Source organism: Lysinibacillus sp. NPDC096382 (genome assembly GCF_044762845.1).
Lineage (GTDB): Bacteria > Bacillota > Bacilli > Bacillales_A > Planococcaceae > Lysinibacillus.
This window is the reverse complement of sequence record NZ_JBIWFC010000008.1, coordinates 141,422-157,064: the sequence shown is the minus strand read 5'-3', so window position 1 is coordinate 157,064 and position 15,643 is coordinate 141,422. Positions and strand designations below refer to the sequence as shown.

Sequence of the window (15,643 nt, the reverse complement as noted above, 5' to 3'; positions counted from 1 at the left end):
TGCAATCATCTACTAAGATAATTAATAGTAAAACCTCAAAAATTATATAATTATATAATTATATACAAAAAAAGTATAGTACTGTGCCTGAACGTCACTTTTTGAGTTTTAAGGAGAGAATGATTTATACAAATAGATAAAGACTTGTTTAACAACTTCTTAAACCTAGATATTAACCCTTTTGAATTGTTTGGTGAACTACTAGCAACAGGGAAGTTGAAAGAAAATAGGCATAAGAAATTCGCCTTGAGTTGTAAATCAAACCAGAGAAGCGGATGGATTATATAAGCAAGAAAAAGGGGTTATTAGATACTAGGTTTAACATCTACTACTCGTGATTTTCCGATCAGCAACATGAGGTGAAGCGAAGTTACAACTTTGTCATACTTTGGCTATGAAGTAGCACAAGATTTTTGCTAAGTTTAATAGTCGCTATGTGTGTAAGAGACCGCTTTTCAATAAATTCGTGAGGGTAAGGCATATTCTAGGGATGATTTGCTTTCGATTAATATATTTGATTTTACTCGCTGTGTGTTTTGTCCTTAGATTGGTTTTGATGGGTTCTATGTTTAAGGATATCTAAAGTACCAAGTGAAAATGCTAGGTAAGCTGTTAGTATATACTACACTGAATTTGAGAACAAGTTTGGTTACAAACATATACGCACAAGAACCATCTCCACTACAAGAATTTTTATTAATGCTGAAATTGTGGTAAATAATGCCCGATTAGAAATATATATAGAAGGTGATGAAAATTGCGAATGTGGTTGTAACTCAGATTTTAAGGAACGAATCAAAAAACTTTTGAAAAAACAACATTATTAAATAACTTTCATATCAAAAATATAGTAGATTTTAAAGTTATATAATAATATTTTCGATTGTGTGTTTATATGGTAGTTGCAAATATTATTAGAATGACTAACAGTAGCATTGGAATTTCAATTGAACAATTTCTTAAAACAACAGGAGCAAAGAAAAGAAAATACTTAATAGAAACAATTTAATAGACATATCAAATTTCTTCGATATTGTTTTTGGTAGACATTATTCAATCATAGCAGCTAACGTATATAACAGCGATAAAAGAAGTTTCTCGAAAAGGATTTACAGAATTAGCGCTTATAACCAAACTTCCTAAAGATACAATAAATATAGAAAAAATAGGTTTTCGGCTACTGTAAATTATACTGAAAGGTTTATGTAAACTAAAAAAATCAAAATTTTATTGAAGTTTTATATTTACATTAATGGTAATTAAGTTGGATGGAGCGACTGAGATGTTGTTAATCTGAATATAATTTAGTGAGTGGAATAGGGAAAGGTGATTAAAAATGGACTGAAAAAATAAGTTAAGAAGATTCAAAATAAGCGTAATCTAGCCCATTCTAATTAGAAATAGTTATTGTGAGTAACTTAATAATATGTTATGATATAATAGTTTTTAGAAATGCATTATATAGCATGAAGGGAGACATATTGTTGTGAGTGCTTACAATGACTTTATCCAATCAGTTAAAGATAACATTCATAAAATACATGAAAATAATAAAACTAGAAGGGAAGTAGAAAGTCAATTAGCGATATATGGTATTAATAAAGGGGAACTTCAAAGATACTTTAATGATATTGACACACTTGATGAAATAGATATAAGGGTAATAGCACTAATAGGTGAACAAATATTTTTAAAATTTGGTATTGAGAGTCTTGACCTTAAAAAAACATTTAATAAAAATGAATTGAACGATATTAGAGTTTTTTATAACACAAAGCAAAATGATTATATAGATTATCCAATTGTGATACATGATGTAACAATGATTGGTCAAAGTAGTTATGTTTTTCCAATTGATTATAAATTCATAGCAAGACTGTATAATAGTAATAAACTGAATTATAATTTTGAAGTTCAAAGGCAACCAAAATTTGTCAAAAGGAAAGAAAGAGTTATCAAAGCCCCTTTTATCAATCAAAATAGTGTCAAAGAAATTACTAAGCACTTATTAAACGGTACGTTAGTTCCTACAAATATTGTGTATAATGCCAGTCTAGGTAGTTCTAATGAGAGTGAAGAATTAATCTATAATAGCAAAGAAAGAACTCTAACAATAACAGACGGAACACGTTTGGATATATTAGATGGTATGCACAGAACGATTTCTTGTTTAAGAGCTTACTCAGTGAATAAAGATTTGGATTTTAATTTTATTGGACTTCTTTTTAATTTCACAACGAAACAGGCTCAGAACTATCAGAGCCAATTAGCAAAAGCTAACCCTATTCCTAAGAGCAGAATACAGGAACTTGAAGCAAGTAGATACGCTGACTTTGTAGTTCAACAATTGCGCATAGATAGCGAATTGAAGGATAGAATAACGTCTAGAGACAGACTAGGAAAAGGCACCAATGAACTAGTGAGCTACGCTGTAATATCCAATGCAATTGACAGTACTTTTGAAATGAAAAATAAACTCGAAGCACTTGGAATTTATAATTATTTATCAGAGTACTTTACTTACTTATTTGGCTACTTCCAAGAAGATTTAGAACAACTAGACAATGGTAACTTAATGTTTTATAACAAGATGTTCGTAGGACACATAAAATTAGCAAAGCGAATGAAAGAACACAACATACCTTTAAGCAACCTCAATCATATTTTGAGTGGTATAGACTTCAATAGGGAAAATAAGATTTTTAAAGACTATGGAATAGTTGTAAACGGTAAGGTGGCTAATAAAATTGAAAAATCCATAATAAAACTATTTGATGATATTGAGCTAAAGGGGAAATAGATAATGACAATTCAAAACAATGTTTTAAAATTTGATAAATTATATAACGGTGAAGAAAAAAAGGCATTTATTAATCAATATGAATCAGTTGATAGTCAGTTAACAATTTATTGGCAATTTCTAAAAGTAGCACCTTTTGAATTTCAAGCAAATAAAGATATGTCAGAAATGACAGGGGCAGAAATAAAAGAAATGTTATTAAGCGCTGAGTGTTCAACAATAACAAGTGCTATCAATCATATTAATACTTATAAACGATATATTGATTATATGACAACTACAAGCCCATTCTATGAGTTTGAAAGCTATTCAGAGCTTGCAAGTGAGGTAGTAGCAAAGGAGAAAAACAAGCGCTACAGCAAAGAGGAATTAATGTTCATGTTAGATGAATTAAATAACTACACTGACCAAGCATTGTTACTAGCTTTATTTGAGGGAATCAAAGGTAAATCATTTAGTGAGTTATTAACATTAAAAAAAGAAAATCTTCATGTGATAGAGGAAAAAGGCTCAGAAGACTACTATGTTGCAGACGTATATGACGAAGGAACTAAAGAATTTAGACGAGTAAGAATAAGCGAAGATCTTTATAAATTACTTATTTTGGCAGATAAACAAACAGCATATAGAACAAACAATCAAGATGAAATCATAGAGACCCCTTTTAATGAATATGAATATATTTTTAAGAAAGCAAAAAAAGGAAGACAGGGCGGTAATGTATTAGACAGACATTTTATCACTAGAAAGTTTGTATTCTTTAAAGAGTTCTTTGGTAATGTCTATTTAACTGCTGAAGACATTGTTCAAAGTGGTATGATGTATATGGCATATACTTTGTTCAAACAAAGTGGAAAGCTAGGAAAAACAGAGCTTTTAACTATTGGAGAGCATTACGATACTATTATGGCAACATCAAATGGGAAAGACTATTATAGAAATATTACTGACTTAAAAAGAAAAATATTTAATGAGCAGTTAGGGAAACTATATAGTGAGCTAGAGGGTGTTGAATATTCTGATTGATACATTCTTTTTAGTGGCATTGTGCTTCCACAGTGTCACTAAAACATTGATATTAAATTATCACTACACCTTAAACGACGATCGGTTGTTAATTTTAACATATTTGGTTGTCGGTTGTTAAATGTTTATATAAGTAATATAATAATATTTAAGGATCGACAAGCGTATATGTGATAAAATGACTACTACTAGTATAGCTTTTTGACACAGAAGCCCTTGTTTATGTTCTATCAAGATGTTATAATTGACTATGTTGTCAAAAGTAACTAATAGGGCAAGCGTTTCTAGTAATAGTTACATATACCTTCAAAAGAGAAAATAAAACATATCGTTGGGGGAAAAACTAAACAATGGCACATCCTATTAGTATTCGATTAATGATGAAAACACATGCAAGTAAGAAATTTGACGAGTTGATGGAGCAATTTGAATATGCTCAAATGCTTATTTTATTAACTACAGAGGGAAAATTCCATAGTTATCCAATTGAAAATAGAGAACAAGACAATGGCGAGTTCTATGTTGACTTGATTTTTGGAGACATGAAAGCTTTTAAAGAAGAAAAAGAAGTATTTGAAAATTTACAAAGTGTTCATTTTGAAAGTGATAATGGCGAACTTTTTGAGTTTAAGTCTCTTGAGTCATTGAGTGTTATTGAAGTAGTGGAACTGTCTGACATTGACACTATCTTATACAATCCAAAAACACTTGAAGCGTTGCTCGATTTAGCTTGCCAAAAAAAGTAGCAAAATGACTAATCAACCTTTATAGTAAGTCGATCATTTTATGATTTATGAAAGTGGTTAGTGTTTTTAACACTAATTGTGTATCACAGAAAAATTCTATTATAGCCGATACAATCATTTTGTATACAAAGGGTACTAGAATAGTACTTAAGAATCATTTGAAGATTAAGAGCTTTAAATCAGTTATTTTTGAGTTGTTTGCCATTATGATAAACAAAATAGCGATAAACATTTAGACCATCTAAAATTCATTCTAAGTGGTATGTTTTCGTACTATGCTTATGTACATTGGTTGCAAGTTGAAATTAAACAGCACCTCAAACTGAAGTGAATAAAATATCTTAAAGTAACCCTTATGTAATACCGAACTCATTTCATTTTAAGACGGGGCTTTTTAAAAGTTGGAGTGGAAGTACACCTACATAAGTTGAGGGTGTTGAAATCAAACACACCAATGTAACATCGATAAAGTTTTTCAGACGTTATTCATATCAATTTCATATTGGCCAAAACATAGTACAAGGTATTGTAACAGAAGTGTGTTTATCTTATTTTCTAAAAATACCTTGCACTAACAGAAATGTTGTGTGAGGTATTTTTTTGTTTTCACAAAAATCGGTTTAAACTACTCAGAAGTGCTGACTACATTTCTGATAAAATAGCAATTTTACTTGCGAAGGATAGGACAACAAACAAAAAACAACGTAATAAAAAGAAACTAGAAACTGCTATTATCAACAACTTATCTGTAAGCTACACAGTTGAAGTTAAAGGTAATGGCAAAAAAATTGCTTTAAATAGAACATACATTCGGTTTTGTGTGTATTAGTAATGATTAGATTCTTAGAGTATCCGTTTCAGATCGGAAATATTAGTTTCTATCAATTCATATGACCTATATGCAACACAACACAAACAGTGAGCTAAAAGTCATAAGCTATATAGGTGTTACTAGGGATAGACTTGGGAACGGACTACCACGTCTATGCCTAGAACCCTTATATAAGAAAGAAATGAAAGGTAATGGATAAGATGATGTTTTTATATGAAAGTCTTCATAGCTATCAGAAAGACTTGATAGATGAAGAAATTGAAGAATATATTAAAAAAATGATAATAACTAATCGTGGTTTTAACTATACTGAGAGTCAATTTCAATTTTTAATAAATGAAATAGTGATATATGGAAAACGAGTCAACAGCTTTTTAGGAGAAGCAATCAATTGCTTTAATTTAAAACAACTAGTGGTCAAGTCAAGGGCAATAAAGATAGCCTATGAACTAGAGCAGAGCAATCTAAGAAGTAAAACAAAAAGAGGTCTAGAAAATAAAGGAGAAGAGATTGTCAATCAACTTCAGGAAAGTCACGATATAAGTAATGATATAATATCTTATAAATGTTTATTTAACGATTTTTATAGGAATACTGAAAAAATTTCAGATCCACACATGAAAGATGAAACAGTGTAAGCGTTTTATGGAGAGCTTTGATAGGTATAGCTATAGATGTTCTGTTGGCTTATTCAATGCCAACAGAAGATGATGTATATAAATGGTAGGCTTACGGTGCTATGTGAATCCTAGTTAAAAATATTTAGAAAATCAGAAGTCCTATGAAGAGTAAATCCACTATGGCTAGTTGGGAATTAGACAAATAGAAAAGATTGGTTTAAATAAACTATTAAAAATTTCTTGATTTTTCGTTGTATAAAAAATATAATGACATGTAATGTTTTTGGTTTAATTTTTAAAAATAATATAATTACATTATGATGGAATAAGAAGAATGCTTGATAAGTAAAAAGATGAAGTATGCATGCATAGCAGGAGCAGGGTTTTGACAATGAACCTTGTTGGTTTACGAGTGAGCCTGATACAACATAAATATTAGGTGACCAAGTGAATCAGAGTGGGTTGTGGAAGATTGAATACAGTCCTGTAGCTAACAAGTGTAAGGAAAATGAGCTACAGAGAGGTGGTTCATATAATTGTGAATGTAACGGTGGCGGTAGCTCAATAAAAGTGGTACAAGCTTTGTTCCTTTTCTTGAATGATTATACATATAGCTCTCATAACGCTATGACTAGCTCAACTGATTACAAGTCATACAATACAACCAATAATAGCTTTAAAACTAACGCAAGTTATTAGAAGGGTGGTAGCTAAGTATTACGAGCGTAGAAAGATGTTCTTATACAAGCATTCCGACTTCTTTATTGATCTTCCTGAATTTGAGTATGGTATATATAGAGCTTTAACTTTGCCAAAGGAGCGGATTGAGGAAATCAAATACGCTTCTGAGAAGCTATAGGTTAAGGTTAAGGAGTATGTTCCAACACTAAATCAAGATGAAATAGTAAAGCAGGTTATCCTAGTATGCTAGTTCCCTTCCTTAAATTAGATTATTTGAGCTTTGATACAGTGTTAAGTCGCTTTGACTTCATTGATACTAATAATGATCAAAGAAAATTGAATTAAACAACGTTACACCACTCTTAAAATTGGAATCATTCTTTATGAATAATGAAATTGTAAAAAATGAAAATGCAGAAGATGAAAGTCTAACAAAACAAAAGCTAGTTTCAATTATCAGTCAAGACGTTTGGGGATACGCCCCAAGTTGACTTTATTAGAAAGATGATTTCAATTATAGGTGTATTGAGTTCTTTTTTGGTGAATTGACTATCGAAGTGGGTGGAGGTGCTTATGAACCTAGTGATTATAAGATGGATATTATTACCATACCTGCTTATCCTTATAAGTTCTTGATATATACGAGAATGAAAAGGGTAAAAAGTAGGGATTGAACTATTAAAACATGTGGCACATTTGCTGTCCTATGGAAATTACATAAGTAGGGAGCGAACACCTGAGGAAGCAGAAATTGTTTCTAGTTTGTAACACCAACATACAACGCACCAATTCCCATTCAACTTAGATAATAGCTCATACGTTAAAAAGCCTATTCTTAGTAGCTGTGGCTCAAGTGTTGAGGTTATTAGAGAGCATGGAACAGTGAATATGATTCTTACAGCATGAGTATTATTAACATTCTTTTGAGCATTTGGTCTTTGGACTTCTGCTCAACACTACTTTGGTAAACGGACTTTAGGTTATCGAGCTCGTTTAGGACGAACGTAACTTTATCAGAAATTTGTGGTGGCTACTCAAATGAATCAATGCAGATGATAACTTGTGTAATCACTAGAATGGAAGAGACTAAAATTAAAACCAGTAATCAAGTCGTTGCAGAAGTAAAAGGTGGTAGTTTCACTAAAGAGAGATTCATTAAAGGTGGGCTTTCCTACCCTTTTAATTAATAGATGATTAGGGGCTATTCAACATGACAATAATTACACTACAACACACACAAGATACATATGAGTCTTTACAATTATTCCCATCCATAGAAGAAATGAATAAAGCCGTAATGGCGCATAAACACTTAAATAAGGAGCAATTAACTAAATCAACATATGCTGTCCTAGACTTCATTTCACAGTGGTCTTGCAAGTATGTAGGGGTGAGCTACCTTTGTCAGAAAAGAATCGCGGAGAGCCTAGAAATAAGCTATAAAACGGTTCAAAGATCTATTTCTAAATTAGTAGAATTGAACGTTGTGAAGAAGTTTAAAACAAAACGAGCTACAGGTGACAAGCGACAAAGCAGTAATATCATTGTAATTCAACCAGCTAAAGAAAATGTCCAACCCAAATGTCCACCCGAAGATACTCTTATCAATACTCAAAATATTAATAAAACAAATGATACAGAAAAAGAGGGTCTTTCTTTAAAAGAAGCTGATAAGGAATCTTTAATTAAAAAAGGATTAGTAAAGAAATTACCTGAAACATTACAACGAGTATTAGCCCCTTTCTTTGACGCAGATGAAATTTATAAATTAGCAGGAACTATTTATAAAGCTAAATCTAAAGTTGATAAAGCTATTCAAATTGAAGATTACTCAAATGAATACTACCAATGTATTCTAAGTGTTATAAATGCCTATAAACGAGGTAAAGCCGATTCATTATATGGTCTGTTGTTCCATGCTATTAAGGCTACAACAAAGACTATATGGCTTAAACAACGTGCAACAGGTGGTATTTGGTCTTCATTTTTAAGTTGATTTAAAAGTAATATAATTATATGATTTGTTTGTAGGTATAGCGTTGGGTTACTCAGAAAGTGAGGTATAACTTCTTTTATGCTCACCCAAAAGTGTCACTAATAATAATAGAGTGGGTTCTGTATTTATAATGATTGTTGTTCTAACTATAAAAAGAGATATGTTTATAGTATTGTCTCCTAAAACGAGTAGACAATTTATTTGAACTTGAATAATCTAGAATTTTAAAATTTTAGACATTTCATTGGGTAAAACCATAAAATAGTATATAATAACAAATGTATTTTTCTTATCTATGATATGAACTATAAGGTTCACTTGAGAAGTAGTAAAGAACTATTGGAGTTTCAAAACGCAACTATCAAGCAGTGTTTCACAGTGTCAAAATTACTTGATAAGCATATTGAAACTGTCTGAACACACCTTGAGTCATATGAAATCATGTATGACAAAGTAATTAGCATAAGAGAGGTTAGCTCAAAAGTTATGAAGTCAGAGGAACTTGTAACAATCGAAAGGGAAATGAAGATCTTAAATGACACATTTTGGAATTGATTGGAGAAAAGGAATTTGACTAAAGAAAGTATCAGGTTCGTGGGCATTGACCCATCAACTAAAACAGGTTTTGTTATTCTTGATTCTAATGGTGAGGTAGTTGTAGAAGAAGAAATTCGAGCTACAGCTACAAAAGACCCTGCTAGAATGATTGGAATAGCAAAACAAATTAAATCGTACTTGCAACCAAATGACAAAGTTGTTATTGAAGGTTTTGCTTACGGTGCTAAGGGTAAAGCAGTAGACTTCCAATATGGACTAGGTTGGTTAATTAGAGCTATGCTTTTCACTGAAAAGTTCGGTTATACTGACGCTACGCCAAGTCAGGTGAAAAAGTTTGCAAGTAACATAGGGAACGCAAAGAAGGAAGATTTAGTGCTACCACTGTATAAGAAGTGGGGTTATGAACACCACTCAGATAACGTGCGTGACGCATACATTATGGCTCGTATGGCGTACAACATGTATAATCACGCTGGATTACAGAAATACGAGCAAGAGGTACTGAGCAAAATGATAAAGCCAAAATAATAATAAATTGATAAACATAATAATTTATCAAAGGGTTATTAAAATCACTTTATAAAAATAACATAATGATATAATGCCGAAATATCTAATGGTAGCTAGTTTGTATTTTACTAAAAGCATAATAAAATTTAAAAGTTAGGGGATTGTGAAATGGCAGAACAATTATTACGAGAAGCATTAAACAAAATTGAGATAGTTGGTTACGCTCAAGAATCAACACTCGAAAAGAAAGAGTTCAAAGACAATATAGGTAAGCCTTACACATGTATAAGCGGTGACATTACTGTTAAAATCAGTGAGGAAGAAACTCAAGTTGTGTCTTACTTCGCAAAAGAGCTTACACAAAAAGGCGAAGTAAACAAAAACTACAAAGCCTTAACTACTATCATGAATGAACTAGTTACTGTTGCTGACATTGCTCAAGGAGTATCAGAAGGTGAGCCTTCACGTATTGAATGTCAAGGTAAATTAACTCTAAATGAGTACAAAGGCAATGATGGAGAAGTTAAATCATTCCCTAAAATTAGTGGTCGATATTCACCTACTCGCTACAAAGGCGAAGCAAAAGATTTCAATCCAAAAGCTAAGTTTGATATTGAGGGAATCGTGAAATCACTTAAAGCCGAAACAGATAAAGCCGAAAATGAAACAGGTCGATTAAAAATTCAGCTTTACGTTCCTTTGTATGGTGGGAAAATAATTCCATTAACATTTGTAACAGGTGAAACATTGCCACAAGGCGGTAAAGACTACTTAACTGACAACTTCCAAGCTCGTGCTTCTGTGCGTATTTACGGTGATTTAGTTAACAAGTCTAAAAAAATCGAACGTGTAATTGAATCAGGTTTTGGGGAAAATAAAACTGACGTAACTTATGAGCGTACTCGTGAGTTTATCGCAACAGGCGGTACATTATACGAAGAAGGTGTTCACAAAGAAGTATTCGACATTTCACTTCTTAAAGAAGCATTAGCTAATCGTGAGCGTCATTTATCAGCAGTAAAAGAGAAAGAAAAAACTGATGATAAGCCAAAACCAACAGCAGGTTTCGGTAATGGTTCTCAACCAACAAATGCTAAAAAAAATGAAAAACAAGATGATGGTTTAGATGATTTATTTGGTGAAGATTAATTCTTTTAAGTGATTTAATAATATCTTAGATTTAGGTAATTAAAAGAAGGTTGACAATCGCCACTTTCTTTTCTGAATAGGCGGTTTTTAACCTTCTTCTATTGAATAAATTTTAACAGAAAATGGAGAGTTGAACAATGACAATCGATTTACTAGCTATTCAACCGCATCAAATTTCTCGTGACCTTCGTGAAAAAATAGTAGTAATCTACGGTGAGCCAAAGGTTGGTAAAACAACTATAGCTTCACAATTTCCCAAAGCTTTATTACTAGCGTTTGAAAAAGGCTATAACGCTCTTGCGGGTGTTATGGCACAAAACGTTACTAAGTGGGCTGACTTCAAGAAGGTATTACGACAACTTGAAAACGCTCAAGTTAAAGAAAAATTTGAAACTATTATTGTAGATACAGCAGACTTATCTTATGCTTCATGCGAGAAGTTCATTCTTCAACGTGAAGGCGTAGATAAAATTGGTGATATTCCTTACGGTGGTGGCTATAAATTAGTTCGTGACGAGTTCGATACAGTGTTACGCTCTATCCCAATGATGGGTTATGGTCTTGTAATGATTTCACATGCTCAAGTACAAACGATTACAGCAGAAGATGGCGCAGAGTATTCAAAAACAGTACCGACATTAACAAAACAACCTCGTGGTATCGTGCTGTCAATGGCTGACATTATCGGTTACGCTAAGTCAATCGATCGTGAAGGTGAATCTAAAACAGCATTATTCTTACGTGGTACACAACATTTTGAAGCGGGTTCACGTTTCAAACATACACCACCTGTTATCAAATTTGAATATGAAGCCCTAGTGAAAGCAATCGCTGACGCTATTGAAAAAGAAGAAGTTGAAAAAGGTCAAAAAACAGTAGTTGAAAAAGGTGTTAACTTATACGAGGAAGAACAACTATCGTTTGAAGATTTAAAAGCTGAAATCAAAGACCTTACAGCTAAATTAGTTGAAAAACAAGGCGCTAACGTTGCGAAGAAAACAATGAACAATCTTGTGGAACTACACTTAGGAAAAGGTCGCACTCTTAAAGATGTGACAGAATCGCAAGTAGAACAACTTTCTTTAGTTGCTTACGATTTAAAACAAACGTTATAAAAATAGCGTAATGGTATGTAGGTAGGGAGTGTTGGAGATAGCACTCTCTATTGTCACTTGAAAAGGGTGGTAAGTTATGGCAAGCGCATTACCAAAGTGCAAAATTTGCAAAGAAGAAATCAACAAGAATGATGTATCTAGTTTTATCAAAAAGAGTAGTGGTTATTTCCATATTGCCTGTGAATCAGAAAAGGGACATAAGGAAAAGAAGACATGTAATTTCTGTAATAGAGAGTTCGAAAGCGAAAAGGATATTGTGAAGCGTGGTAGCTTAACAGTCCATCAAAGTTGCTTAGAGCAATATCACCAATCTAGTGAGAAGTTTGAAGTGAAGGTTAGGGTGAGAACCTGTCCTAAGTGTAAAGAGAAGGTCAATCCCCTTGACGTAGACGCTCTTGATATTGGCACAGCAACTTATCACAAAGCTTGCTATGAGAGCATACAAAGACAAAAGAAAAACCGAGAGGAACTACTTGATTATATTGCATTGAAATACAATGTTGAGTTTCCCACAGGCTTTATGTTAAAGCAAATAACTGATTATCACAATAAACGAGGTTACTCATACAAAGCAATGCTAGTGACATTAAAGTATATGTTTGATGTTGAAAAAGTTCCTACTAAAGAGGGTGTAGGATTAGGTCTTATACCTTTCTATTTCGAGAAAGCCAAGAGCTATCACCAAAAACTAAGACAAGCAGGAAACTCAGCCAACAACGTCACAATAAATAACAAGACAGTAAAAATCAAAGCTGTTGCCCCTGTTAAGGCAAATAGAGTAAGTCGCTATGATTTAAGCAGTATGTAAGGAGAATGGGAAATGAGTAATAAAACACTCTTAGCTCTACAAGATAAATTTGCTTATATTCCAATATTCGCTAGACTTCTGAATGAACCGGATGAAGTGTTGAGTTTATCTAGTGGATATAAGCTAACACCGAATGATTTCCCTGAGAGATTTCATAAGATTTTATTCACAACAATAAATGAGCTTTATCGTGAAGGTGTCTCAAAAATTGGTAAGTTTGAGATTAACTCCTATTTACTAAAAGGATTTACTAACCAACACCGAATATATAAGGACAATGGCGGTGACGAATATGTTGACAGAGTGATGGAACTAAATGAGCCTGATAACTTCGATTATCACTATAACAGAGTTAAAAAGTTTTCATTGCTTAGACACTATACTGAGGTTGGTATTGATATTTCAGACATTTATGATGTTGATGTTTTTGAGCTTAAAGATGAAGAAGAACAGTCAGAACGCTTCAATAAATTGACTGTAGTTGACATAGTGAAACACATAGACAGCAAAATCATTGATATTAAGTCTGAATTTATGATTGAAAAAGAAGGTATCGGCAGTCACTTATCCGAGAACATTCGAGATATTTTCTTCAAGAAAACACTAGCTCTAAGCTATGGCGCTAACTTAACAAGTGGCTACCTTAACACAGCTTCTCGTGGCGCACGATTGCGAAAGCTTTACTGTATTTCAGGTAACTCAGGTTCGGGTAAAACTCGTTCGCTATTAGCCCACATCTTAAATATGTGTGTAACTGATATTTATACTGATGGTAAGTGGGTTAAAACCAACAACAAAGGGCGTGGACTATTTATCTCAACTGAGTTAGAGGAAGAAGAAATTAAGATTCCTGCGGTATGTTTCATTGCTGATGTTGAAGAAGATAAGGTTCATAACAATGACCTAACGGACGAAGAAATTAAGCGTTTAAAACACGCTTTCAAAGTTTTAGAACAAACACCTGTATGGTTCGAAGAATTATTTGACTTTGATGATGATGATATTGAACATGAAATCGAGAAACATGTAAACAAAAATGGTGTACAATATATTGGTTTTGACTATATGCATTCAACATTAAAGATGTTTGATAGCCTAGCAAAACAAGGTGCACGTAACCTTCAAGAGCACCAAGTATTGCGTATCATGTCAATACGATTAAAGAACATCTGTAATCGCTACAATGTTTGGATTGGTACATCTACTCAGCTTAATGACACATGGAAACAAGGTGCATTAGATCAATCGGCATTAGAAGGCTCTAAATCTATAGTCAACAAACTTGACTTAGGGGCAATTCAAATCCCTCTTACAACTCAAGATGAGGCGTTGTTTGATGAAATTAAAAAGACTGCTAACTTAGGTTTCCATTTGCAACCTACTCACACAATCAACATCTATAAGAATCGTGGTAACAAGTGGAAGTTAATTCGCATTTGGGTACATTTTAATTTAGGCACTCTACGAATGACTGACTTATTTGTAACTAACTATAAAGGTGAGGTTATCTCTGATATTACACCAACTTTGGTTGAACAGTTCCTAGAAGATGATGAAAATAAAGAAACAAGTGTTTTTAACATCTATGCAGAAGATGAAAAAGATATCATAGCTATCATAAAAGAAACTAATAGCTATCAAGATGAAGGTAGCATTGGAGATTTATTTGGGGACTAGGTGATTGAAATGTATGACAAAGATATGTTAAAAAGTGAACTAACAATTGAAGAAATTAAGACAATTCTGACAGAGTTAGGGGTTCAACACATTGAATCACACCTAGAAAAAGGTCACATTATAACTAACACCATTTGTCATAACATTTCAGATGGAAAGATGAAGTTATACTACTACATTAATGATATGATTTTTCGTTGTTATACAGATTGCGGTAGTAACTTTGATGTATTTGACCTAGTAATTAAAAACTATGCTTTAAAAGGCGTGGAAATTAATCTGACAGGTGCTATTAATTGGATTTTAAGAATTCTAGGAAAGACAAATGAGTACATAACTAGACCTGAGGGTTTTGGTCATTCTTATGTTAGTAGACGAGAAGAATTAGATTGGCTTGATAGTTTAATGGTTAAAAAGCCTGTCAATATTGAAATGAAAGTACATAGCGAATATACTTTGAAATTGTTTTCTAGTAAACCCCACCCATTGTTCTTATCTGACAATATCAGTGAGGAAACAATGAAAAAATATGAGATTATGTACTATGAGAAATCAAATAGAATTGTTATTCCTCACAGAAGCCATGACACAGGTAAGTTGATTGGACTTAAATCTAGGTCATTAAACTTCGAGGACATTGATAATGGATATAAATACATTCCACTAAAGATACAGAATGTACAGTATTCTTATCCAACTTTCCAAAATCTCTATGGATTGTATCAAAACAAAAACTTCATTAAAAAGATTCGAAAAGTAGTTATTTTTGAATCTGAGAAGTCAGTAATGCAATTTGAAACCTACTTTCCTAATCAGAACTTTAGTGTAGCTCTATGTGGTAGTAATATTAGTAAACAACAGGTGGAAATGTTAATTAACTTAGGCGTACAGGAAGTTATTATTGCGCTAGATAAAGAGTTCACTGTTCTCAACACAAAAGAGGCTAACATATATGAAGAAAAACTAGAGCGACTTTGTTCAATGTTTAGTAGCTACACAAAGGTAAGTATGATATGGGACAGGTGGAAACTGCTAGATTTAAAGGACTCACCTTCTGATAAAGGTAAAGAGGTTTTTGTTGAGTTATTCAAAATGAGAACAACTATTAACACAAAGGAATAATAA

At 32.5% G+C, this 15,643-nt stretch carries 11 protein-coding genes and 1 pseudogene; all 12 read left to right on the top strand.

The window, feature by feature from the left end; all coding sequences use genetic code 11:
* Positions 1-1,486: 1,486 nt before the first annotated feature.
* Complete coding sequence (locus tag ACIQZA_RS13525; protein WP_400934669.1) at positions 1,487-2,800, top strand: ParB N-terminal domain-containing protein; 1,314 nt, start codon at positions 1,487-1,489, stop codon at positions 2,798-2,800.
* A 3-nt stretch (positions 2,801-2,803) separates the two neighbouring features.
* Positions 2,804-3,826, top strand: a complete 1,023-nt coding sequence (locus tag ACIQZA_RS13520; protein ID WP_400934671.1) for a phage lytic cycle repressor MrpR family protein — start codon at positions 2,804-2,806, stop codon at positions 3,824-3,826.
* A 350-nt stretch (positions 3,827-4,176) separates the two neighbouring features.
* Positions 4,177-4,572 carry a hypothetical protein gene (locus tag ACIQZA_RS13515; RefSeq protein ID WP_402881865.1) on the top strand — a complete coding sequence of 132 codons (396 nt, stop codon included), beginning with the start codon at positions 4,177-4,179 and terminating at the stop codon, positions 4,570-4,572.
* Positions 4,573-5,595: 1,023 nt separating this feature from the next.
* Positions 5,596-6,042, top strand: coding sequence for a hypothetical protein (locus ACIQZA_RS13510; RefSeq protein ID WP_402881863.1), 447 nt, complete (start codon positions 5,596-5,598; stop codon positions 6,040-6,042).
* A gap of 1,679 nt (positions 6,043-7,721) precedes the next feature.
* A pseudogene (locus ACIQZA_RS13505) lies at positions 7,722-7,892 on the top strand (DUF2179 domain-containing protein); the annotation flags it as partial.
* A gap of 23 nt (positions 7,893-7,915) precedes the next feature.
* Positions 7,916-8,701 (top strand): hypothetical protein, encoded by a 786-nt coding sequence (locus tag ACIQZA_RS13500; RefSeq protein ID WP_402881861.1) that lies wholly within the window; start codon positions 7,916-7,918, stop codon positions 8,699-8,701.
* 570 nt (positions 8,702-9,271) lie between these two features.
* Positions 9,272-9,787, top strand: a complete 516-nt coding sequence (locus ACIQZA_RS13495) for a hypothetical protein (RefSeq protein ID WP_400934678.1) — start codon at positions 9,272-9,274, stop codon at positions 9,785-9,787.
* Between the two features lie 150 nt (positions 9,788-9,937).
* On the top strand, positions 9,938-10,918 hold the full coding sequence (locus ACIQZA_RS13490) for a hypothetical protein (RefSeq protein WP_402881859.1): 981 nt from the start codon (positions 9,938-9,940) through the stop codon (positions 10,916-10,918).
* A gap of 137 nt (positions 10,919-11,055) precedes the next feature.
* Positions 11,056-12,033: an ATP-binding protein gene (locus ACIQZA_RS13485; RefSeq protein ID WP_400934682.1), complete on the top strand. Its 978-nt coding sequence runs from the start codon at positions 11,056-11,058 to the stop codon at positions 12,031-12,033.
* Between the two features lie 76 nt (positions 12,034-12,109).
* Positions 12,110-12,841: an RING finger protein gene (locus tag ACIQZA_RS13480; RefSeq protein ID WP_402881855.1), complete on the top strand. Its 732-nt coding sequence runs from the start codon at positions 12,110-12,112 to the stop codon at positions 12,839-12,841.
* 12 nt (positions 12,842-12,853) lie between these two features.
* Entirely contained in the window at positions 12,854-14,518 is a 1,665-nt protein-coding gene (locus tag ACIQZA_RS13475) for a DnaB-like helicase C-terminal domain-containing protein (protein ID WP_402881853.1), read from the top strand.
* 9 nt (positions 14,519-14,527) lie between these two features.
* A complete protein-coding gene (locus tag ACIQZA_RS13470; protein ID WP_402881851.1) occupies positions 14,528-15,640 on the top strand; it encodes a hypothetical protein in 1,113 nt (370 codons plus the stop codon).
* Positions 15,641-15,643: the final 3 nt, after the last annotated feature.